17 protein-coding genes are annotated in these 21,332 nt (G+C 33.2%); 8 read left to right on the top strand and 9 right to left on the bottom strand.

The window, feature by feature from the left end; all coding sequences use genetic code 11:
- Positions 1 to 21 precede the first annotated feature (21 nt).
- Genes BLP44_RS20145 through BLP44_RS20135 form a run of 3 tightly spaced genes read right to left on the bottom strand, consistent with a single transcriptional unit; the run spans position 22 to position 2,071 of the window.
- On the bottom strand, positions 22 to 570 hold the full coding sequence (locus BLP44_RS20145) for an ExbD/TolR family protein (RefSeq protein WP_091135583.1): 549 nt from the start codon (positions 568 to 570) through the stop codon (positions 22 to 24).
- Positions 571 to 588: 18 nt separating this feature from the next.
- On the bottom strand, positions 589 to 1,200 hold the full coding sequence (locus BLP44_RS20140; protein WP_066033478.1) for an ExbD/TolR family protein: 612 nt from the start codon (positions 1,198 to 1,200) through the stop codon (positions 589 to 591).
- Positions 1,201 to 1,246: 46 nt separating this feature from the next.
- On the bottom strand, positions 1,247 to 2,071 hold the full coding sequence (locus BLP44_RS20135) for a MotA/TolQ/ExbB proton channel family protein (RefSeq protein ID WP_008464979.1): 825 nt from the start codon (positions 2,069 to 2,071) through the stop codon (positions 1,247 to 1,249).
- Positions 2,072 to 2,451: 380 nt separating this feature from the next.
- Between BLP44_RS20135 and BLP44_RS20130 the strand changes: the two genes are divergently transcribed.
- Positions 2,452 to 3,969 (top strand): helicase HerA-like domain-containing protein, encoded by a 1,518-nt coding sequence (locus BLP44_RS20130; RefSeq protein WP_066033477.1) that lies wholly within the window; start codon positions 2,452 to 2,454, stop codon positions 3,967 to 3,969.
- 98 nt (positions 3,970 to 4,067) lie between these two features.
- Here the strand turns inward: BLP44_RS20130 and BLP44_RS20125 are convergent, their stop codons facing one another.
- Positions 4,068 to 5,411, bottom strand: a complete 1,344-nt coding sequence (locus BLP44_RS20125; RefSeq protein ID WP_091135581.1) for an FAD-dependent oxidoreductase — start codon at positions 5,409 to 5,411, stop codon at positions 4,068 to 4,070.
- A 214-nt stretch (positions 5,412 to 5,625) separates the two neighbouring features.
- Between BLP44_RS20125 and BLP44_RS20120 the strand changes: the two genes are divergently transcribed.
- Positions 5,626 to 6,219: a GNAT family N-acetyltransferase gene (locus BLP44_RS20120; protein ID WP_091135576.1), complete on the top strand. Its 594-nt coding sequence runs from the start codon at positions 5,626 to 5,628 to the stop codon at positions 6,217 to 6,219.
- 48 nt (positions 6,220 to 6,267) lie between these two features.
- On the opposite strand, the gene BLP44_RS20115 is transcribed toward BLP44_RS20120, so the two are convergent.
- On the bottom strand, positions 6,268 to 7,713 hold the full coding sequence (locus BLP44_RS20115) for a DUF1254 domain-containing protein (protein WP_091135572.1): 1,446 nt from the start codon (positions 7,711 to 7,713) through the stop codon (positions 6,268 to 6,270).
- A gap of 195 nt (positions 7,714 to 7,908) precedes the next feature.
- Between BLP44_RS20115 and BLP44_RS20110 the strand changes: the two genes are divergently transcribed.
- From BLP44_RS20110 to BLP44_RS20095, 4 genes are all read left to right on the top strand, one after another.
- Positions 7,909 to 8,703 (top strand): helix-turn-helix domain-containing protein, encoded by a 795-nt coding sequence (locus BLP44_RS20110; RefSeq protein WP_091135568.1) that lies wholly within the window; start codon positions 7,909 to 7,911, stop codon positions 8,701 to 8,703.
- Positions 8,704 to 8,777: 74 nt separating this feature from the next.
- A complete protein-coding gene (locus tag BLP44_RS20105) occupies positions 8,778 to 9,326 on the top strand; it encodes a nuclear transport factor 2 family protein (protein WP_091135564.1) in 549 nt (182 codons plus the stop codon).
- 352 nt (positions 9,327 to 9,678) lie between these two features.
- Positions 9,679 to 11,127 carry a serine hydrolase domain-containing protein gene (locus tag BLP44_RS20100; protein WP_091135562.1) on the top strand — a complete coding sequence of 483 codons (1,449 nt, stop codon included), beginning with the start codon at positions 9,679 to 9,681 and terminating at the stop codon, positions 11,125 to 11,127.
- 160 nt (positions 11,128 to 11,287) lie between these two features.
- Positions 11,288 to 11,731, top strand: a complete 444-nt coding sequence (locus tag BLP44_RS20095) for a hypothetical protein (protein WP_091135558.1) — start codon at positions 11,288 to 11,290, stop codon at positions 11,729 to 11,731.
- A gap of 117 nt (positions 11,732 to 11,848) precedes the next feature.
- Here BLP44_RS20095 and BLP44_RS20090 read toward each other — a convergent pair whose 3' ends face one another.
- Positions 11,849 to 14,239: a penicillin acylase family protein gene (locus BLP44_RS20090; protein ID WP_091135554.1), complete on the bottom strand. Its 2,391-nt coding sequence runs from the start codon at positions 14,237 to 14,239 to the stop codon at positions 11,849 to 11,851.
- Positions 14,240 to 14,347: 108 nt separating this feature from the next.
- On the opposite strand from BLP44_RS20090, the gene BLP44_RS20085 reads away from it, so the two are divergent.
- Positions 14,348 to 15,904, top strand: coding sequence for a hypothetical protein (locus BLP44_RS20085; protein ID WP_091135551.1), 1,557 nt, complete (start codon positions 14,348 to 14,350; stop codon positions 15,902 to 15,904).
- 188 nt (positions 15,905 to 16,092) lie between these two features.
- On the top strand, positions 16,093 to 17,892 hold the full coding sequence (locus BLP44_RS20080) for a hypothetical protein (protein WP_091135547.1): 1,800 nt from the start codon (positions 16,093 to 16,095) through the stop codon (positions 17,890 to 17,892).
- Positions 17,893 to 17,946: 54 nt separating this feature from the next.
- Here BLP44_RS20080 and BLP44_RS20075 read toward each other — a convergent pair whose 3' ends face one another.
- The 3 genes from BLP44_RS20075 to queA all read right to left on the bottom strand — a co-directional run bounded on the left by BLP44_RS20075 (position 17,947) and on the right by queA (position 21,246).
- Positions 17,947 to 18,384: a YMGG-like glycine zipper-containing protein gene (locus BLP44_RS20075; RefSeq protein ID WP_008465000.1), complete on the bottom strand. Its 438-nt coding sequence runs from the start codon at positions 18,382 to 18,384 to the stop codon at positions 17,947 to 17,949.
- A 211-nt stretch (positions 18,385 to 18,595) separates the two neighbouring features.
- Positions 18,596 to 19,870: a kynureninase gene (kynU, locus tag BLP44_RS20070; RefSeq protein ID WP_091135545.1), complete on the bottom strand. Its 1,275-nt coding sequence runs from the start codon at positions 19,868 to 19,870 to the stop codon at positions 18,596 to 18,598.
- Between the two features lie 326 nt (positions 19,871 to 20,196).
- Complete coding sequence (gene queA / locus BLP44_RS20060) at positions 20,197 to 21,246, bottom strand: tRNA preQ1(34) S-adenosylmethionine ribosyltransferase-isomerase QueA (protein ID WP_008465005.1); 1,050 nt, start codon at positions 21,244 to 21,246, stop codon at positions 20,197 to 20,199.
- Between the last annotated feature and the right edge of the window lie 86 nt (positions 21,247 to 21,332).

Genomic DNA, 21,332 nt, shown 5'->3' with positions numbered 1-21,332 from the left:
TGACAAAATACGAAATAAACCCTATTTCTTCTCTAACAATTCTTTTTCCTTCGGTTGAAAATCGTTAACAATCGCATAAGTTCCAACACCTGTAATAGCCATTTCATCCAAAATGTCTACTAAGTTCTTGTATTTTGATTTTGTACCTGGCTTAATGATAACGATAATTCCTTTATCCTTATTTCCAGTATATTCAATAACAGATTTTTTACGAGCTAATAATTCTTTACGAATACCTTCTTTACCGTAAGCAATATCTTTAGGTCCTGCAATCGGCGCATCTAATAATCCCATATAATAAACAAGTTTATTATCCTCACCCATCATAATAGTCATCGTACGTTTCTCATCAACTTTCAAATCCTTGTCTTTTGTCGGATCATCATTTTTATCAGGCAACGACAAATCCATCGATTGTGGTTTTGACAACGAAGTAGTTAACATAAAGAATGTAATCAATAAGAATGCCAAATCCACCATCGCCGTTAAATCGACTTTCGAATTCTGCTTTTTGCTTCTTACTTTACCACCTTTACCACCACCGCCGTCGCCGGTATTTAATTCAGCCATTTAGTGTATATTTTTAAATTAAAAGTCTTTCCCTCTCGTACCTGTAACTAAGTTAAAGGAATTGATTTTCTGATCTTGTAAGATATCCATAATCTTTTTGATTTTTGGATACTCTTCCTTCGCATCTCCCTTAATAGCAATCTGCAATTCTTTGTCATCTAAATCAATTGTAGCTCTTCTAGAAATTAGAAGCCATTCTTTTAATTGATTATCTAATGAGTCCAAAGGAATTCCAGGTTGATTTGCTTTGGTTCTGTCCGCCGCTTTCATATCAATGATCTGCTTTAAACCTGTAACTGGCACACCGAAGTCGTCCATCAATGCAAATTTGGTTTTATCTTCTTCAGAGAAATTAATACCATATTTTGCACCAATTCCTTCAAGAGTTCTTTTACGAATCTCTCTTCCTTTGATGTCAAAAAATACTTTTCCTTTTCCTACTGTAATAATTGCCAAATCAGTATCTGGTAATTTAGTTTGTACAGTAGATGCAGGAGTATCTACAGGAAGTGCCTCTGGCACTTTAGCAGTAGCGGTCAAAATAAAGAACGTTAGCAAAAGGAACGCTACATCACACATCGCAGTCATATCTGTCGATGTAGACTTTTTTTTCATTTTTATTTTAGCCATTATCTTTTATTTTATTTTTTTTTGATAAATAAATATCAAAAATTAATTATTGTCTTAAACTTCCTCTGAATTTTCTGTAAGTATTAACGATTGTAGTACCAGCCTCATCGATAGAGTAAGTTAAATCGTCAATTTTAGCAGTAAAGAAGTTGTAAGAAACAATTGCTAAGATAGAAGTAGAGATACCTGTAGCAGTGTTGATAAGTGCCTCAGAGATACCTGTTGCAAGAGCCGCTTGGTCAGGAGTACCAGCAGAAGCTAACGCACCAAACGCTTTAATCATACCAGATACAGTTCCTAATAATCCTCCTAATGTACCTAAAGATACTAAAGTAGAGATAATAGTCATGTTTTTCTCTAACATTGGCATTTCTAATGAAGTTGCCTCTTCAATTTCTTTGTGGATTACTTCTGAAGCTTCTTCGCTGTTGAATCCTTCTTTTTTAACATCTTGGTATTTTACTAAAGCTGATTTAATTGCGTTTGCAACTGAACCTTGTTGTTTGTCGCAAGAAGCGATAGCAGCTTCGATGTTTCCTTCTTTAATACTTCCTTGAACACTTTTCATGAATTTGTCAAGGTTAGTTTTTCCAGCAGCTTTACCGATAACAATAAATCTTTCAATAGAAAAAACAACAACCATTAAAAACATACCTAATAATACTGGTACGATGAAACCTCCTTTATATACTTGTCCTAATGTATTGATTGGATGTCCTGTTTCTGGATTACCTCCTTCGAAGTTCGCAGAATCCCCCATGATTACTTTCCAAATAAACACCCCTACTAAGATACACGCTACAATAATGATTCCTGTGATCATTCCTCCGCCATTTGAAGTGCTTTCTTTTTTAACTTTAACGTTTGCCATTTTTTTTTAATTTTAATAGTTTTAAATAATTTTTATTTTTTAGTTATATTTAACTTGTAGAGGAGCAAATTTATACGTTTAGTTTAAATAAAAAAACTTTTTTTAATTTAATTGACCGAAATTTAACTTCAAATTAAAAAATATCTCATTAAATTGGTCGCATCATTTTTTAGATAAAACAAAAAAAAGGACGATAATTAGAAAAATTACAACGTTTTAGTAAATATTCAAAGATTCCTTTGATATCTTCTTAAAAAGCTGAGAATTTTTTTTTTATTAATTTTTCAATCAAAAAAAGCTTTTTCTTACTAAAAAAAACCACATAAAAAGCGCCCAAAAACAAAGCAATATTCATAACAATCTAAATTACAAATAAAAACATGAATAAAAAAGAGAATTTTATTGCAGACATAAATACTGGGTACTCATCTAAGGGAGACAGCATCATACTTGGAGGTGCAATTCTTGATGGTGAGCCAATTGCAGAAGCGCATGTCAAAATTCCACTAAAAACTTTAAATCGTCACGGGTTAATTGCTGGGGCAACTGGAACAGGAAAAACGAAAACAATTCAGGTTTTTTCTGAACAGCTTTCTAATGCGGGAATTCCTGTACTGATGATGGATATTAAAGGAGACTTTAGTGGTATTGCAAAAGAAGGTAAAGAAGAAGGTTTTATTACAGAACGTCATGCTAAAATTAATATACCTTATAATGTAGCAGCATTTCCTGTTGAATTGATGTCTTTATCCAAACAGAATGGAGTACGCCTTCGCGCCACTGTTTCTGAGTTTGGACCTGTTTTATTTTCTCGAATTTTAGATTTAAATGATACTCAAGCCGGGGTCGTTGCGGTTATATTTAAATACTGTGATGATAACAAGATGCCTTTATTGGATTTAAAAGACATTAAAAAAGTAATTAATTATATTACTGAAGAAGGCAAAGACGAAATCGCTGCCAGTTATGGAAAAATTTCGACTGCCACAACTGGAACTATTCTTAGAAAGATTATAGAATTGGAACAGCAAGGCGGTGATTTGTTTTTTGGTGAATTGTCTTTTGAGACTGATGATTTGATGCGAATTGATGAAAACGGAAAAGGTTATGTAAATATCATCCGCTTGACGGATATTCAGGATAAACCAAAATTATTCTCGACTTTTATGTTAAGTCTTTTGGCCGAAATTTATCAGAAGATGCCAGAAAAAGGAGATGCAGATCAGCCTGAATTGGTAATCTTTATTGACGAAGCACATTTAATTTTTAATGAAGCCAGCAAAGCACTTTTAGAGCAGATTGAAACAATCGTAAAATTGATTCGTTCAAAAGGTGTCGGACTTTATTTTGTTACCCAAAATCCAATGGATGTTCCAAGCGGTGTTTTGGCTCAGTTAGGATTAAAGATTCAGCATGCGCTAAGAGCTTTTACAGCAAATGATCGTCAGGCGATTAAAAAAACAGCGGACAACTACCCTACTTCTCCTTATTATAAAACAGACGAATTATTAACGAGTTTAGGAATTGGAGAAGCTTTGGTAACAGCATTAAACGAAAAAGGTATTCCAACTCCTCTTGTGGCGACCATGATGCGTGCACCAATGAGCCGAATGGATGTTTTATCTCAATCTGAAATTGATGAAATAAACGGCAAATCGAAATTAGTTAAGAAATATGCTGAAGAAATTGATCGCGAGAGTGCTTTTGAAATTTTAAACAAAAAACTGACGGAAGCAGCAGAAGCCGCAGCTCAGCAAGAAGAACAAGCTCCTGCCAAATCAACAAAAGCAGGACCAAGCACTACAGAAGTTGTTACAAAATCTGTTTTGAAAGTAGTAACAAGCGCTACTTTTATAAGAGGTGTTTTTGGTGTCTTGACCAAAATCTTTAAGAAATAAAAAACTAAATCATCTAAAATATAAAACCCGACAAATCCTTGCAAATCTGTCGGGTTTATTATTTTGTATAAAGTTTATACTTATAATAGGTATAAAACTTAAGCCTGCTCCAATAATGTCAAAATTCTCTTTTCGACTTCTGGACCATTCCAAATGTTTTCGATATTGTCCATTTTAAGAACTTCTTCCATGATTCCGTTTTGATAATCTCCGATTGCTAAAGCTTCGGCATATGGTCGATCACTGAAAGTAACACGGCTGTAAAGCGGAATCCATTTATCTGGGTGTTTATCTGAGAAGACTTTTTCTATTTTCTTTTGCAGCAAGAATTTTTCATCTGCTGTTTTGGTACTCATTTCTAAGAAATTTCGATACGAAAGTTCTGCAATGGCATCTGCATTGGGTTTTCTTGAGATTTGATATTCTGTAAATATTTTTTTCCAATCGTCTTGGTACTTTTCAATCATTTCGCTCAAAACCGTGATATCTTCAAATCCAGCATTCATACCTTGTCCGTAAAAAGGAACAATAGCATGACAAGCATCTCCAATCAAAGCAATTTTGTTTTCGTACGTCCAAGGGAAACATTTCATGGTAACCAAAGTACTAGTTGGATTTTTAAAGAAATCATTTGCCAGTTCTGGAATTACTTCAATAGAATCTGGGAAATTTTTCTCGAAGAAATCTTCAACCATTTTACGGTCGGTTAGCGATTCAAAAGAATTTTCTCCTTCAAAAGGCATAAACAGAGTACAGGTAAAACTTCCATCAAGATTAGGGAGCGCAATTAACATGTATTCGCCTCTTGGCCAAATATGAAATGAGTTTTTATCTAATTTATGCGTTCCGTCTGGATTTGCTGGAATATTTAATTCTTTATAGCCCATATTTAAAAATTCCTGAGAATAATTAAACATGCTCTGACGCTGCATTCTGTGACGAATTCTAGAAAAAGCCCCATCGGCACCAAAAACCATATCAAACTTTCTTTCTTCCCACTCTCCCCTTTCGCTTTCGCCAATATGAAGTGTTGCATCGTTTAAAGTAACATCCCAAACTTTTTGTTCAAAATGAAATTCGGCTCCTGCTTCTTCAGCAAGATCAATCATTTTTCTGTTTAATGTTCCTCTTGAAATAGAATATATGGATTCTCCTTCTTGTCCGTAATTCTGAAAATTTAGTTTGTCTACCAAATGAATCGCGCGTTTATCCATCGGAATTGCAATTTCTCTAACTGCATCGCCTACACCAACTGCATCCAAAGCTTTCCAGCCACGGTTGGACATTGCTAAATTAATAGAACGGCCAGAAAAATTTATATTTCTAATATCGGGGCTGCGGTCATAGACATGAACAGTGTGACCAGCTCTTTTAAGATAAATTGCCAGAAGCGACCCTACAAGTCCAGAACCAACAACTGCAATTTTTAATGATGTTTGCATCGAGGAAAATCTAATATTGGGTCGTAAAAATAACTAATAATTGTACATGAGCCTTAAAATAAACGAACAAATGTTGTAAATATTCATTTCCGAAGATTTACCTCGTTTTTTAGTAATTTAAAAATATAACAAAATGTTATTTTATTAAATTTATTTACAAAAATTAAACAATTAGTTTTGTGCTAAATTATTCCATAAGTTAAACTCAAAATTCATGAACAGCGAAATTCTAAAGTCAGACATTATATTAGAGAATGAAAAAGTGCTTTTAATTCCATTTGAAAGCAAAAGAAACATAGAACTCAAGGAAATTATTTTTGATGATGAAATCTGGAAGTATATGGGAATGTATGTTCGCAACGATGAAGATTTTGAAAACTATATAAAGAGTACATTAAAACAAAAAGCAGACGGAATTTGTTATCCATTTCTTATTATTGACAAAGCAACAAACCGAGTTGCTGGAAGTACTCGTTACGGTTATCTAAACCATGCAAGTCAAAAATGTGAAATTGGGTGGACGTGGTACGGCAAAGATTTTCAGGGAACTGGTTTAAACAAAGCGTGTAAATATGAATTATTGAATTTTGGTTTTGAAAATATTCAATTTCGAAGAATACAATTCAGTGCCGATCTTGAAAATTTAAAATCTCAAAAAGCTATTGAAAAATTAGGCGCCGTAAAAGAAGGCGTTTTTAGAAACAATTATGTCGATTCTGAAGGGAAAAGTAAGGATGATGTTTATTTCAGTATTATTTTAGAGGAATGGAAAAATACTAAGAGAGAAAATTTTTCAGAATTCATTTAAACATTTTGATAAAAAATAACCCAGCTTTAAAACCGGGTTATTTTTGAATTAATTTACCTTTTCCACATCATTTAATTTCCAAGACTGATCATAAAGTGTTTTTGTTGGTCCATAGAACCTTGCCAATAACTCGAAATCTCCATTTGGATCTGTCGGAACCCAATTGCTCTCTCCTTCAGGCGGAGGTTTTGGTCCGAAATACAGAGTTACCGTTCCATCTGTATTCTTTTTAATGCCTGGCGTTTGCGAAGAACGCGCTGCCCATTTTGAATTTCGAATAAACGTATGAGTCTCTCGATTATACACCGTAATAGACCAATATTGTTTTACTGGAACATTCGCAGGAACAATAACTTTGTAAGATGAGCTTCCTCTTAAGAAATTGCCATCTTTATCTTTTAAAGCTAAAAGATAATATTGAGATTCCCCAATGTGCTTCGCACTGAAGAAAGCCATCATGTAGCAAACTGCTCTATTATCAATAGGATAAATTTCTGATTTTTGATATCCTGTCATCACACTCATTTTATATTCGTCGCTTGCTGGAAAAAACCAATTAGTTCCTTCATAAAATGGTTTCGTATTTTCATAAATGGACAATAAATATTCTTTTGCATCTTTAGCAGCCGCATTAAATATTTCTTTTGTTTTTGCATCTGGCGAAAAAGGTTTCCCACGTTCGATCCCAATTGTTCTTAAGGCATCAATCATAGCTCTGTCACGCTCTAAGAATGGCTCTTCCTGCACAATTTCGTTTAATGCCTGATAAAAACTATTATCATATTGAATAACTGAATTAAATTCTGCTTTACTAGCGTCTACAAATTTCGTTTGTGGTGAATTTGAAGCTTCAGAATATGGATATAATTTAACTCTTCTTCCATAATCGACAGCTGATTTTACATCTGCGGAACTTCCGCTTTTAAGCACCGAACGCAAAAGCGCATAACCTCGATAAGTATCAGATTGCATAACAAAATAACCCGCTGGAACTTTACTCTTATCATAACCTGGCGGAAGAATAATATATTTTCCACCTTTTCCCTTGTCCATTCCGCCTGGGCCAACATCTTCAATGGCGGCCTGCCAATAGTTCATTACGCTTCCGTTAAAAACCCCAGAATCAGCAGGAGGAATTTCTAAAACAACTGGACCTTTTTCGGTGTTAAAAAAAGGCATTAAATAAATTACATCAGGATTTGGGGTCAAAGTTTGGTTCTTCCAGCTTAACAAGCCTGGCCAATACACTATTTGATTATAGGATCCGTTAAGTTTTTCCATCCCTTTATACATAAGTTGAAAATTTACTGCCGGCAATCCCCAGATAGCAGCCTCAACCGCTCTGTTGTATAGTATTTTTTCTTTTATGTTTTCAGACTGAAAACTAGTTTGAGACGTTTTTTCGTTCTGATTAACAACAGTATCTTTATCTTCTTTTTTGCAGGCTGTAATAAAGCATATCAATAAAAATATACTAAGAATATCTTTTTTCATCGCATTTCAGTTAATTAATTAAACTTTGAATTTCCTATCAAAAATAAACTATAGCAGTAGGCGAAAGCTATTCTGAATGATCTATTCGGTTTCATTTTATAAAATGAAACCATTTTTTTAACTATTGCATCAACCAAAATGCTTCTTTTTTTGGTTTAACTTTGGAATCAAACAAGAAAATTCAATTCGAAAAGAATGCAGCTATATTCAGAACATTACGTATCTCAAAAAACAGAAAGATTCGTCAATAAAATTTGGTGTTTGGACAACAGCATTGGCGAAAGCCTGATCGAAAACAAACTTGTTCTGCCAAACGGCTGTTTCAATCTCGCTTTTGTAACTGGAAATTCCATCGAAGTTCATACGAGTAAAGCCAAATATGAGATGAACGAAGGTGTTTACTTTTGTTCGCAAATGACTAATAAAGTTCTGGTCAATATTTATCCGAAAACAAAAGTTACCATCATTCAGTTTCATACATGGACACTTTCGATGTTTCCTAAATATGATTTAAGCAATTTTACCGATTCCATCATCAAAATTAATCCCGAAGAGCTACCCTTTAAAATTCAGATTGGCTCCGATATAGAAATTATATTAAATACAATAAATACTTATTTTGAAGCTTTATTTGATTTGCATTCAGAGAAAAATACCATTGAGAAAATCTGTGAGATTATAAGGCTTCATCAAGATGAAATCTCGGTTTCAGAAATCGGAAAACTATTAAATTTATCACAGCGATTGCTTCAGATTAAGTTTAAAACGGCAACTGGATTAACAATTAAAAAATATATTCAAATTTTAAAGTTCCGAAAATCTGTTGATCAAATGGTGAATTCTGATTTAGAAAAATTAAAACTGACCGATATTGCGCTTTACAATAAATATTTTGATCAATCCCATTTTATAAGAAAGTTTAAAGATGTAACGAAAATTACTCCGAAAACATTCGATCCAAATTCATATTTTCTTTCTCATAAAAGATAAGTTTTCGCATTTGTACAATTTTGTGAGTTTTGATTGAATTACTTTTGTTGAATCAATCAAATAATCAATCACAAATGAAAATTAATCAATCTAATATTAAGCTAAAATTTCTTTTAATTGGAATTTTCTTTATCCAAACCCAACTTGGGTTTTCTCAAGAATCTAAAAATTCCATTTTGTATAAAACCATTATGGCAAAAGACAGTCTTCTCTTTGACATCGGTTTTAATACTTGCGATATAAAACAATTTGAAAACTTATTTAGTGACGAACTTGAATTTTATCATGACAAAGACGGGTTTTCAAATAAAGCAGATTTTTTAAAAAGTTTTAAAAACGGATTATGCGGTTCGCAAGAAACGTATCGGTCAAGAAGAGAATTGGTTGCAGGAAGCACTGAGATTTATCCTTTATACAAAAAAGGTGTTTTGTACGCCGCAATACAAATTGGAATTCATCAGTTTTATGAAACTACTGCCACAAAAGGAGAACCTTTATTAAAGAAAAACGAAAAACTTGTAGGCAAAGCCAAATTTACCCATTTGTGGATTTTAGAAAATAATGAGTGGAAATTAAAACGAGCTTTAAGCTATGATCATTCTGCTGTAAACTCGAAGCAATAGACTTAATTTAATCATTATGCTAAAATTATTTATCCTTGTATTATTGTATATAAGCAAAATTCTAACGGCTTAATTTACCTAAAAATATTTGTTAGTTATGAGCATAGACCCGCGATAAAAGTTGCTTTGGTCTGTGCTCTGATTTTTTATATTCTAAAAAAAATAAAAAAAACTGCTTTTTATTGAAACCAAATCGCAAATCAATCGTCTAAAATTCTAGGACATTTATTTATTCAGTAAAAAAATCATATTTTTGATTTAACACACTGAATATCTTTTTATTACAAAGTTTCAATCATCAATCAAAAAGCGAATCATTTTCACCAATCTTAAAAAACATAATCAATCCATTATGAAGAAATCAATCAAACTTATTGCACTTTTTTTTGCCTTCCAGTTTACGGCATTCAGCACATTTGCTCAAGATAAAGCGCAGCAAATCGAACAGCTTTTAAACAAATACAATGAATACGGACAATTTAACGGTTCTGCTTTAGTAGCCGAAAACGGAAAGGTAATTTTTAAAAAAGGATTTGGCTCTGCCAACATGGAATGGAATATTCCAAATCAGCCTGATACCAAATTCAGATTGGGTTCTATCAGTAAACAATTTACTGCCCTCTTAATTGTAAAACTGGCAGAAGAAGGAAAAATCAAACTAGATGTTCCTATTACTACTTATCTTCCGGATTATCCAAAGGAAAATGGCAATAAAATTACGATTCATCATTTATTGACTCATACCTCTGGAATTCCAAATTATACCAATGCACCAAATTTTTTAAAAGAAAAAGCCAGAAATCCTTATACTCCAGAAGCTTTTGTAAAAACATTTTCTAGTCTTCCGCTAGATTTTGCTCCGGGTGAAAAGTTCAACTATAGCAATTCCGGTTATTTTCTATTGGGCTATATTATCGAAAAAATTACTGGCAAATCGTATGAGCAGAATCTGCAACAAACGATTTTTACACCTCTAAAAATGGTTAATACTGGTTACGATCATAGCGAGGTTATTATAAAAAATAGAGCTGCAGGTTATGAAAAAGAAGGAAAGAAAATTGTCAACGCTCCTTATCTTGACATGAGCATTCCGTACGCCGCTGGATCTTTGTATTCTACTGTAGAAGATTTGTATTTATGGGATCAGGCACTTTATACAAATAAATTGCTTTCTCAAAAATCAATGGAATCTTTATTTAAACCTTACATTAAAGCTTGGAATGGTTTTTACGGATACGGATGGTCAACTTATGAAGTGCCAAACGGAAACGATAAATTGACTGTTGTGGAGCACGGTGGTGGCATCAACGGATTTAATACTATTATTTCGCGTATTCCTAAAGACAAGAATCTTGTTGTTTTATTGAATAACACTGGCGGAACTGTTTTGGGAGAAATGAATACAGCAATTCGCGCTATTTTATACAACCAGCCTTTTAATCAGCCCAAAAAATCATTGGCTCTTGACTTATTAGATATTTATAATGAAAAAGGTGCAACGGCTGGAACAGAAGCCTACAAAAAGCTAAAAAACGATCCAACCTATGCCATTAAAGAAGGTGACATGAATAGAGTTGGATATCAATTATTGCAAACTGGAAAAAAGAAAGAAGCGATTGAAGTTTTCAAAATCAATGTAGAAGCTTTCCCAAAATCTGGAAATGTTTATGATAGTTTAGGTGAAGCGTATTTGGCTGATGGAGACAAGAAATTAGCGATGGTCAACTATAAAAAATCTGTTGAATTGGATCCTACAAATGAAGGCGGGAAAAAAGTTTTGGAAGAGCTTTCTAAAAAATAAAGGCAAATAATTGTAGATTAAATTCTTATAAATGGCTCCGAAAAAGTAGATATAAAATCTATTTTTCGGAGCTTTTTTTGTTACAACTTGGGACATCCAAATTCGGTGAATTATTTTTTTTAAATGCTATTTTAGCTCACCCAAAATAACTGAATGACCTATGAAAAATCTAAAAAATCACAGTTTCTTAGCTGTATTGGTATGTCTTTTTATTTCTTCTAAATCTTTATCGCAAAACAGTCAGCCGCTGATGCCAAGTCAGCAAAACAAGATTATAATTGATAAAATTGTTGAGGCAACTCGCTACAAAAATTATGTGATTGATTTTTGTTTATCTAAAATAAATGAAGCTTCAGCAAAAGAAGGTTGGAACGAACAAAAAGCGATGGAAATTACGCAAAGTATCAATTACAAAAATTTCAGAGATGCCATCTACAATAGTTTTGTTGTTTTTGACGAAGTTGAATTGGAAATTTTATTAAAAGCTTACGAAAAAGACACCGCTTATCAGTCCCAAAATGTAATGACCAATAATAAAGTGCTTATTAATAATCTAAACATTTTTGCTGATGATATTGTGAAGGGGAAATATGTTTCTAAATAAGATGCTAAGGTTCTGAGATACTTAGGTTCTAAGTTTTTTCTTTGCGCTTATCTTTGTCAAAGTTCGAAACTTTGACAAAGATTGTAACCTGAAAACTTGAAACTTTGAAAGCAAAAACTATTTCTTCGGTTTAAAAACTAATTTTGTAGATGCTTTTACGATTTCCTCTTTGTTCAGTTTCATTTTTCTAAACTTTCCTGCGTTGTACATTTCAGCTTGATCATCGTAATGTTTGCTAAAAGGATTTCCAGATTGTCCAGTTGGTAAAATGCTCCAGCTGTTTTCTACATCGGCAAAATCGACAATTCTTCTTGTTGAAGGTCCGCCTTTGGTGTAATATTTTCCTTCATCATTAAATCCGAAGAATAAATTATTGATTACTTCATTTGAACCTGGAGAATTGAAAGGCCCAACATTAAACAATCCGCGAAGTGCTTTGACTTTTCCTAATGGATGTTCGTGTTCTACAGTATGCACTTTCCCCCAATTCCATTCTGAAATATTTTCTCCTAACTGATTTTGCAAAGCAATAACAGCATCGTGAAATGATTTTGAAACAACGTCTGTTCTCGTTTCTTTCACATTTTTGGTTTTGATATTATCCCACCAAACCGAATTTTCATTTTTTATTTGGTTCGCAATGACTTGTTTCCCGAGAGAAATTCCTAAAAATAAATTGAAATTGTCTTTGCCCATTTCATCCTCAAATGTATTTTTCAAATACAGATAAATCCATTTGTTGTAAATCGTCGGTGCAACATCTTCAATATTTGTTGTTCCTTTCCAAGATTTTAAAACTCCCAAAACCTCTTTTTCATTATACGAAAGCGATTTATTGTCTAAATTTGCCATCAAATTTTTAACTACCTCAACAGCAACATCAGAAGTATTGTCATAAATCATTTTGCTGATAGCTTCCTTATCCCAATCAGATTTTGCATCTAAAATTCCTGAGATTCTTTTGGCGCGATCTTCTGGCAGATAATATCCTGGATATAAATAGCCATTATCTATAGCTTCCGGCTGATTATTCGCAGAATACACATATCCCCAAACTGGGTTTTCAGCTGATGGATTTTCTTCAAAATCTAAAAATTTGGTAATATCATCTTTACCGCTTGAACCGTCTAAAATTAAATGTGTATTAACACCTTCATTATGTCGGTACAATTTCCCGCTCGCCCACCAAGCCACATTTCCTTTAGCATCGCCATACATTACATTCAATCCAGGCGCAGCAATTAAACTCACAGATTTTTTAAAATCAGTAGTGTTTTTAGCGTGAGAAAGACCGTAAGCCGCGTCTAAAATCTGAATCGGTTCTCTTGTGTATGTCCAAGACATTGCAATCGGATTTTTCTTTTCCAAACGATCGATAAAATCATTCATAACTGGACCATGACGCGTAATTTTAACTGCCAAAACAACATCTGAAGAATCTTTAACTTTTATCGTTTTTTTTCTGATTTCATATTTACTGAAGCCTGTAGGTGTCTGATATTGAGAAGCATCGCCTGCTTTGTTTTTTTCCTGATAAAAATCGATGTCATCATTTTCAAACATCGTTAAACCGTAAGCGTAATCTCTGTTGTGAGCCAAAAGCGGAAACGGAGTTCCTGCCAAATAACAGCCGTATAATTCATGTTTTGGCGTTACAATGTGCGCTTCATACCAAGTTGCAGGTTGCGAAAACCCAATATGCGGATCATTGGCAAAAATAACTTTTCCCGTTTTTGATTTATGCGGACCAACAACCCAGCTGTTACTTCCAACAAATGGCGGAATCGGAGATTGATCCAACATGGCGGTTATAGATTTTGAAATCTCGGTATATTCCTCACTTTTCCCTTTTGAAATTTTAATTCTAGTAGTATTAAATTCTCCGTCAATACCTAAATCTTTCAAATAAGCAACGCCGTATTTATTTTTAATATCTGTCAATAATGGATCTGTTTTCTGAGCCATCGCAAAACTAAAAGACATATAACCAAAAATATTATAAACGTCTTTTATGGTAAACTTCTGTTTTTTTACACCAACCAAAGTAAATTCTATCGGAGTTACTCCTTCTTCGAGATATTGATTAATTCCGTCCAGATAAGCTTGAGTGAGTTTATAGCTTTCGCTGTTTTTATCCAATTTTGCAATGGCTTTCGCCGAAGCTTCTTCAATTCCGATTCCAGCAAAAAATTTATCATTCTTTAGCGCAACTCCACCAAAAATTTCAGAAAGACGTCCTGGCGCAATTCGGCGTAACAATTCCATTTGCCACAATCTTTCTTGCGCATGCACATAACCAAGTGCCGTCATGGCATCTTTTTCAGAATCTGCATAAATATGAGGCACTCCAAAATCATCAAAATAGACTGTTGTTTCTTTATTAAGATTTTTTAATTCTAATAAACCTTCGTACTTAGGCTTTAAATGAAAAATATAGGCGCACAAACCAATCGCAAGAATTACTATAAGAACCAATAAGGCCAGCAGGATTTTTTTAATTATTCTCATATTCTGAAAAAGGATGAAATTTGTAATAATGTAATTTTTCTAAAAAATCTTATAAGAGACAGCCGTCTTTAAAACTCTAAATTTATGTATTTAAAATTAATACTATAAATGTCAATCTATAAAAAAATAGCGATTGTAGTAATTTCTCTGCTAGTTATTGTAATTCTTGCCAACATCGGGTTGAATTACTGGATAAAAAAACAGCTTCCAATCATTATTCACGAAAAAAACAAAACCGCATACAATATCAATTATGAAAAAATTGAAGTTTCTCTTTTTTCTAGAAATATTAATGCCCAAACTTTGCTTGTAAGTCCGAAAAACGAGCCTAAAGACAGTAAAAATGGGCTTTTTTCAAAAATCGAATCCATCACCATAAAACACTTTAACATTTGGGATTTGGCTTTTCGTGACATCATTCAAGCTGAGAGTATCATTATTAATAAACCACGAGTCATTTTATACAAAAAAGGCGAAAAATTAATCAATAACAGTAAAAGCATTGAAAAAGAAATTATTGATCCCTTCCGAAAAATTATAGCAGTTTCTAATATTTACCTCAACGACGGATCTGTTGATGTTGTTTCTCTAGATACAGAAAAACCCATTTTCAGCGTTAAAAAAATCCTTTTAAAACTAGAAGGCATTTTAATTACTGATGCTACTTTGAAAGAAAAAATTCCGATTCGATATGAAAAGTATGCTCTAGTTTGCGACAGTTTGTTTTATAGGCCAAATAGTTTCTATTATATCAATATTGGAAAAATAAGTACCGAAAAGAATTTTTTAAAAATCAATAATTTCTCTAATCTTCCTCAATTTGAACGATATGAATTTATAAAAAGACTCGACAAAGAAAAAGACATTTACAATTTAAAATTTGATTCGGCTCAAGTTGAAAAAATGGATTGGGGATTTAAAAATAATCGCTTTTATTTCAAAGCCAATTCGCTTGTAATCAATCATTTTGACGCCAATATTTATCGCGGAAAAATGCTAAAAGACGATCCAAGCAAAAAATATCTGTACAATCACTTACTGCGAAATCTAAAATTTCCGCTGCAAATTGACACACTTCAGGTTTTGAAATCAAAATTAGTTTACGAAGAAGAACTTGATGTTGCCAAAGGCCCTGGAGTTTTAACTTTTGATAGGTTCAATCTTCAGGCAACTAATTTGCGAAGCGGTTTTGGCTTAAAAAAAATGGATGATGTAAAAATAAAAGTCAAATGTATTTTTATGAAAAATTCTCCTCTTGATGTCGATTGGCGTTTTAATGTTCTGGACAAAAGTGACGGATTTCATATTCAAGGCGTAATTTCAAATTTTGATGTTCGAGGAATGACGAGATTTACCAAACCGTATATCAATACGACTTTTACTGGAACTTTCAATAAATACCGATTTAATTTCTACGGAAACGATAATGGATCAAAAGGAAATGCTTCTCTAGATTACGATAATCTCAAAGTAAAATTATACAAGAAAAAAAATCCTGAAAAAGAAGCCAAACTTAAAACAGCTGTTGCCAATTTATTAGTCAAAAACGATTCGAAAGACAAAGCCAAAACTGCAGAAGTTGAAGTAGAACGGCTTCAAGACAGATCATTCTACAATCTTTTGTGGAGAAGTATTGCAGAGTCTTTGAAGAAGATTTTGATTTAGTTTTTTGCCACCAATTCACGAATTAGCTCAATTTTTTGTGACTATTTAATTCTAATTACACAAATCAAAAGAATAAAATTTGTGAATTTGTGACTGAAAAACCTTTTCCATAATGCCGAACCTGACATTTATCAGGTTTTAGAAAAATTTATTTTTTTTCATTTGCTTCTATTTTAATCCGAATACAAATGACAAAAAATAATCTGCATACTTTTCATATTCCGGTAATGGGACTTGCCTATACCATTGACAGTCCTATACGAGTAGCACAGTACGGAATTTCATCTGTTATTGCTCTCGCTGACGATGATCTGATTGAAAAGATGCGTAATTTTTATAGCACTAAATTCAATATTCCTTACGAAGAAATTACTCAAAAATTTCATGACTACCGTGCTGAAAGAATTACCTCTTACTTAAATTTAGTTGATAAAATTGTAAAAGAGAAATTCGAAAATTTCAAAATAGAATTGGCGGAAAGCAAAACAGCTTTAGAAAATTTCATGTCAATGCTACCGAATACTTCTGATATTAAAAAAGGATTTCAGAATTTACTGGATGACGGAATCGCTTTTAAAGAGAATATTCAAAATTATATTGAAACACACCTTTTTCCTGGAGAAATTGACGTCAATATTATGACGAAATTAGACAAAGATAATTTCATCAAAAACGAACAGCTTCCAATTGAGTTTAATGATGCACATGCGGTTTTAAGGGGTTTTGCAAATAGCAATTTACAATCTTCTGTGGTACTTTCTGCAGGAATGAATCCGAGATTATTTGGGTATTTCGAAAACTTCAAAGATTTTTTCCCAAATGAAAATAATGAACTTAAAAAGAAAATCATTTTAAAAGTAAGCGATTTCAGATCGGCAATGATTCAAGGAAATTTTTTAGCTAAAAAAGGACTTTGGGTTTCAGAATATCGAATCGAATCGGGGCTGAACTGCGGAGGACATGCTTTTGCAACAGACGGACTCTTATTGGGCACTATTTTAGAGGAATTCAAGCAAAAAAAAGAACAATTAATACAATCGGCCCACGATTTAATGATTAAAGCTTTACAGGCAAAAAATCAGCATTTTCCAGAAAATCCTTTAGAATTGAAAATTACAGTTCAAGGTGGTGTTGGAACTGCTGCAGAACATGAGTTTTTATTAGACGAATATAATGTTGATTCTGTTGGTTGGGGTTCTCCATTTTTATTAGTGCCCGAAGCTACTTCTGTCGATAAAGAAACTCGTAATTTATTAATGAATGCCAAAGAAGATGATTTTTATTTAAGTAATATTTCCCCTTTAGGAGTTCCATTCAACACTTTGAAAGGAACAACTAATGAATTTTTAAAACAGAAAAGAATTCAGGAAAATAAAGCTGGAAGTTCTTGTCCAAAGAAATTTTTAGCTTTAAGCAAAGAATACGATCCGCACGGAATTTGTACGGCTTCAAAAAAATATCAGGACATTAAACTAGAAGAACTAGAAGCAAAAAAAGTTTCTCTATCTGCTGATGAATTTGAAAAAAATAAAATCAAAATCACCGAAAAATCGTGTCTTTGTGTTGGTTTGGCTAATGCTTCTTATCTGGAAAATGATATTAAAATAAAAGGTCAAGCTCAAGGAGTAGTAATTTGCCCAGGGCCAAACTTGGCTTATTTTGATCAGGAGGTTTCTTTAAAACAAATGATCCAGCATATCTATCAAGGGAAGTCGATTATTAGAACAAACGATCGTCCGAACCTGTTTATAAAAGAGCTTAAAATGTATATTAGTTACTTTAGAAATGAAATTCAATCTGTTTCTGGCGAACTTACAACGGCTCAGCATAAAAAATGGAATACTTTTAAATCTAATCTGTTAGATGGAATTGAATATTATAAAAATTTATTTGAATCGACAATAGCCTTTAAAGGAGACTTAAATCAACTCGATTCTTGTAAATCAGAATTAGTTGGTATAAAAATTCCCGTTTCAGAGTTGGTTTAAAAATGAAAACCCCAAATTATCACTAATTTGGGGTTTGTTTTTATTTATAGGAAACTATTCGTTCCTCTTATTTTTGCTATCAATAACAGCTCCAGTTCCTGTACCAACTGCAGCTCCGGCTAAACCACCAATAATGGCACCTTCTCCTTTTTTCTTACTGACAATTGCTCCAGTTGCGGCTCCAACTCCGGCACCAATTACAGCGCCTTTAGCAGTTGCACTCCAGCCCTTCTTTTTGGTTGTTGTCGTTGTGGTAGTGGCCGCCGTTCCATCTTTTTGCTGCACTACTACAACCTTTTCTTTCTGAGCTTCAATCTTTTCCTCATTTAATTTTGCCATTTCAGCCTTCATCGAATCGATAACACGCTGTTTGTTAATCTCAACTTTCATTGAATCAATACTGGCTTGTTTGGCTTTATTTATATCTTCTTTATTTTGTTGTTGACAAGAAGTTAAAAATATCACGGTCAATAAAATATATAAGCCTTTCATGATCTTGTAATTTTAAAATTATACACTACAAATTACGAAATATCTGTTATAACGGTTGTTACAGAATTTTTTTGAAAGTTTATAACATTTGAAGATTGATGTCTGTTTCGCGCTGAGTTTATTCCCCAAGCTGAATGAAATTAATCTCGCAAAGGCGCTAAGACGCAAAGTTTTTTTTGACAAACAGTACGGTTACTATTTTAGATAAACCTTATTTTCCTAAGATTCCTTTTTTAAGAATCTGTCCAAAATCATACATATCTTCATAAGAACAATATAATGGAACTGGCGCCAGACGAATTACATTTGGTTCACGCCAATCTGTAATGACACTATTTTTCATTAAATAGTCGAATAAAGCTCTTCCTTCTCCGTGAAGAAAAACAGATAATTGCGAAGCTCTTTCTTCTGGATTTGTTGGTGTAATGATTTCGAAAGTACTCTCTACCTCTTTATCAATTTCGTGAAGAATAAATTCCAAATATGAAGTAATGTGATCACGTTTTGCAATTAATGCATCCATTCCAACCTCAGCAAACATTTCTACTGAAGCCAAATATGGCGCTAAAGAAAGAACTGGAAGATTACTAATTTGCCATCCGTCGGCTCCGTGAACGGGATCAAAAGTAGGTTCCATTTTAAAACGGCGCTCTTTGTTGTGTCCCCACCATCCTGCAAATCTTGGTAAATCTGAATTGTGATGTTTTTCGTGAACAAAACATCCAGAAGCATTTCCTGGACCTGAATTCATATATTTATAACTGCACCAAGCAGCAAAATCTACATTCCAATCATGAAGTTCTAATTTGATATTTCCGGCAGCATGTGCCAAATCCCAACCCACTTTTGCGCCAACTTTTTGTCCCGCAGCAGTTATGGTTTTAATATCAAAAACTTGTCCTGTATAATAATTTACTCCGCCAATTAAAACTAAAGCCAGTTCATCTCCAACTTCTTCAATTTTTGCCAAAATATCTTCCAAACGAATATTGTGTTCTCCTTCCCTGCGTTTAATTTCTACAATTGCATCTTCAGGTTTGTATCCGTGAAAATTTACCTGACTTTGAAACATATACTGATCTGACGGAAAAGCTTTTTCTTCGCAGATAATTTTGTAACGTTTTCCTTTTGGCTGATAAAAAGAAACCATCAACAAATGAAGATTCACTGTCAAAGTATTCATTACGGTAACTTCTGACGGAAGCGCTCCAACAATCTTACTCAATGGTTCTGCAAATCTTTCCTGATAATCCCACCAAGGTTTTTCAGCATAAAAATGCCCCTCGACAGCTAATTCTGCCCAATCATTCATTACTTCGTCAATGTATGCTTTGGTACGTTTTGGCTGTAGTCCTAATGAGTTTCCTGTAAAATAGATAACTCGTTTATCGTTTACTTTAGGAAAAATAAATTGCTCTTGATAATGGTTTAATGCATCTTTCGAATCTAGCTCTCGTGCAAATTCGCGTGTATTTTGAAAAGTCATTTTGTTTTTGTTTTGCCTGCTAAAATAACAAATTTTGTTTGGTTTGTTTCAGGTTGATATGCTTTGTGTGTTTTTTTAACGCAAAGTTCGCAAAGTCTTTTTTTATTAAGGCTAACATTTACAGACGCTAAGTTCGCAAAGCTTTGCGTTCTTTTGTTTCTGGTAAACACATACTGAGCAAAAAATCCTTGCTCCCGATAGCGATCGGGATTGCGTTTAAATTTCGCACCGAACGTCAAACTTTAAACTTGAAACTTGAAACAAATAAAAAAACCCGACAGCTTCTAAAAAACTGTCGGGTTCTTATATTGAAAAATTAATTCCTATTAAAGAATTAACATCGCATCTCCATAAGAATAGAATTTGTATCCTTCTTTGATTGCTTCTTCGTATGCTTTTTTCATTAAATCGTGTCCACAGAAAGCAGAAATCATCATTAATAATGTTGATTTTGGAGTGTGGAAATTGGTAATCATACAGTTTGCAATACTGAAATCGTGAGGAGGAAAAATAAATTTATTTGTCCATCCTTCGTAAGGATTCAATGTATTTGCAGAAGAAACAGAACTTTCGATTGCACGCATAGAAGTTGTTCCTACAGCACAGATACGTTTTTTCTTTGCTTTTCCTTCGTTTACAATATCACAAGCTTTTTGTGTAATGATTAATTCCTCAGAATCCATTTTGTGTTTAGATAAATCTTCAACCTCAACTGGATTAAAAGTTCCTAAACCTACGTGTAAAGTTACCTCAGCAAAATTTACTCCTTTGATTTCTAATTTTTTCAAAAGGTGTTTCGAGAAGTGCAAACCAGCAGTTGGTGCCGCTACAGCTCCCTCTTCTTTTGCGTAGATAGTTTGGTATCTTTCAGCATCTTCTGGCGTAACATCTCTGTTGATGTATTTAGGAATTGGAGTTTCTCCAAGTTCAGTCAATTTGTTTCTGAATTCTTCATAAGAACCATCGTATAAGAAACGTAAAGTTCTACCACGAGAAGTTGTATTGTCAATTACCTCAGCAACTAACGAATCGTCGTCACCAAAATAAAGTTTGTTACCAATACGGATTTTTCTAGCAGGATCTACTAAAACGTCCCATAAACGTTGCTCTGAATTTAATTCTCTTAATAAGAAAACCTCAATTCTAGCTCCAGTTTTTTCTTTGTTTCCATACAAACGCGCAGGGAAAACTTTTGTATTGTTAAGAATTAAAACGTCTCCGTCATCAAAATAGTTGATCACGTCTTTAAACATTTTATGTTCGATAGTGTTTTTTTTACGGTCAATTACCATTAAGCGAGATTCATCTCTGTTTTCTGCTGGAAATTCAGCCAAAAGTTCTTTCGGTAAATTGAAATTGAAGTGTGATAATTTCATATTTGAATTGTTGATTTTAGAGTGTAGTTTTTAGATTTGTTTATCTAAAATTTTAAATCGGTTGCAAATATACGATTGTGAGATAG

Origin of the sequence: Flavobacterium anhuiense (genome assembly GCF_900101855.1) — a bacterium.
In the GTDB taxonomy this organism is placed as follows: Bacteria; Bacteroidota; Bacteroidia; order Flavobacteriales; family Flavobacteriaceae; genus Flavobacterium; species Flavobacterium anhuiense.
The sequence above is the reverse complement of the archived record's forward strand: the minus strand, read 5'-3'. Positions and strand labels throughout refer to the sequence as shown.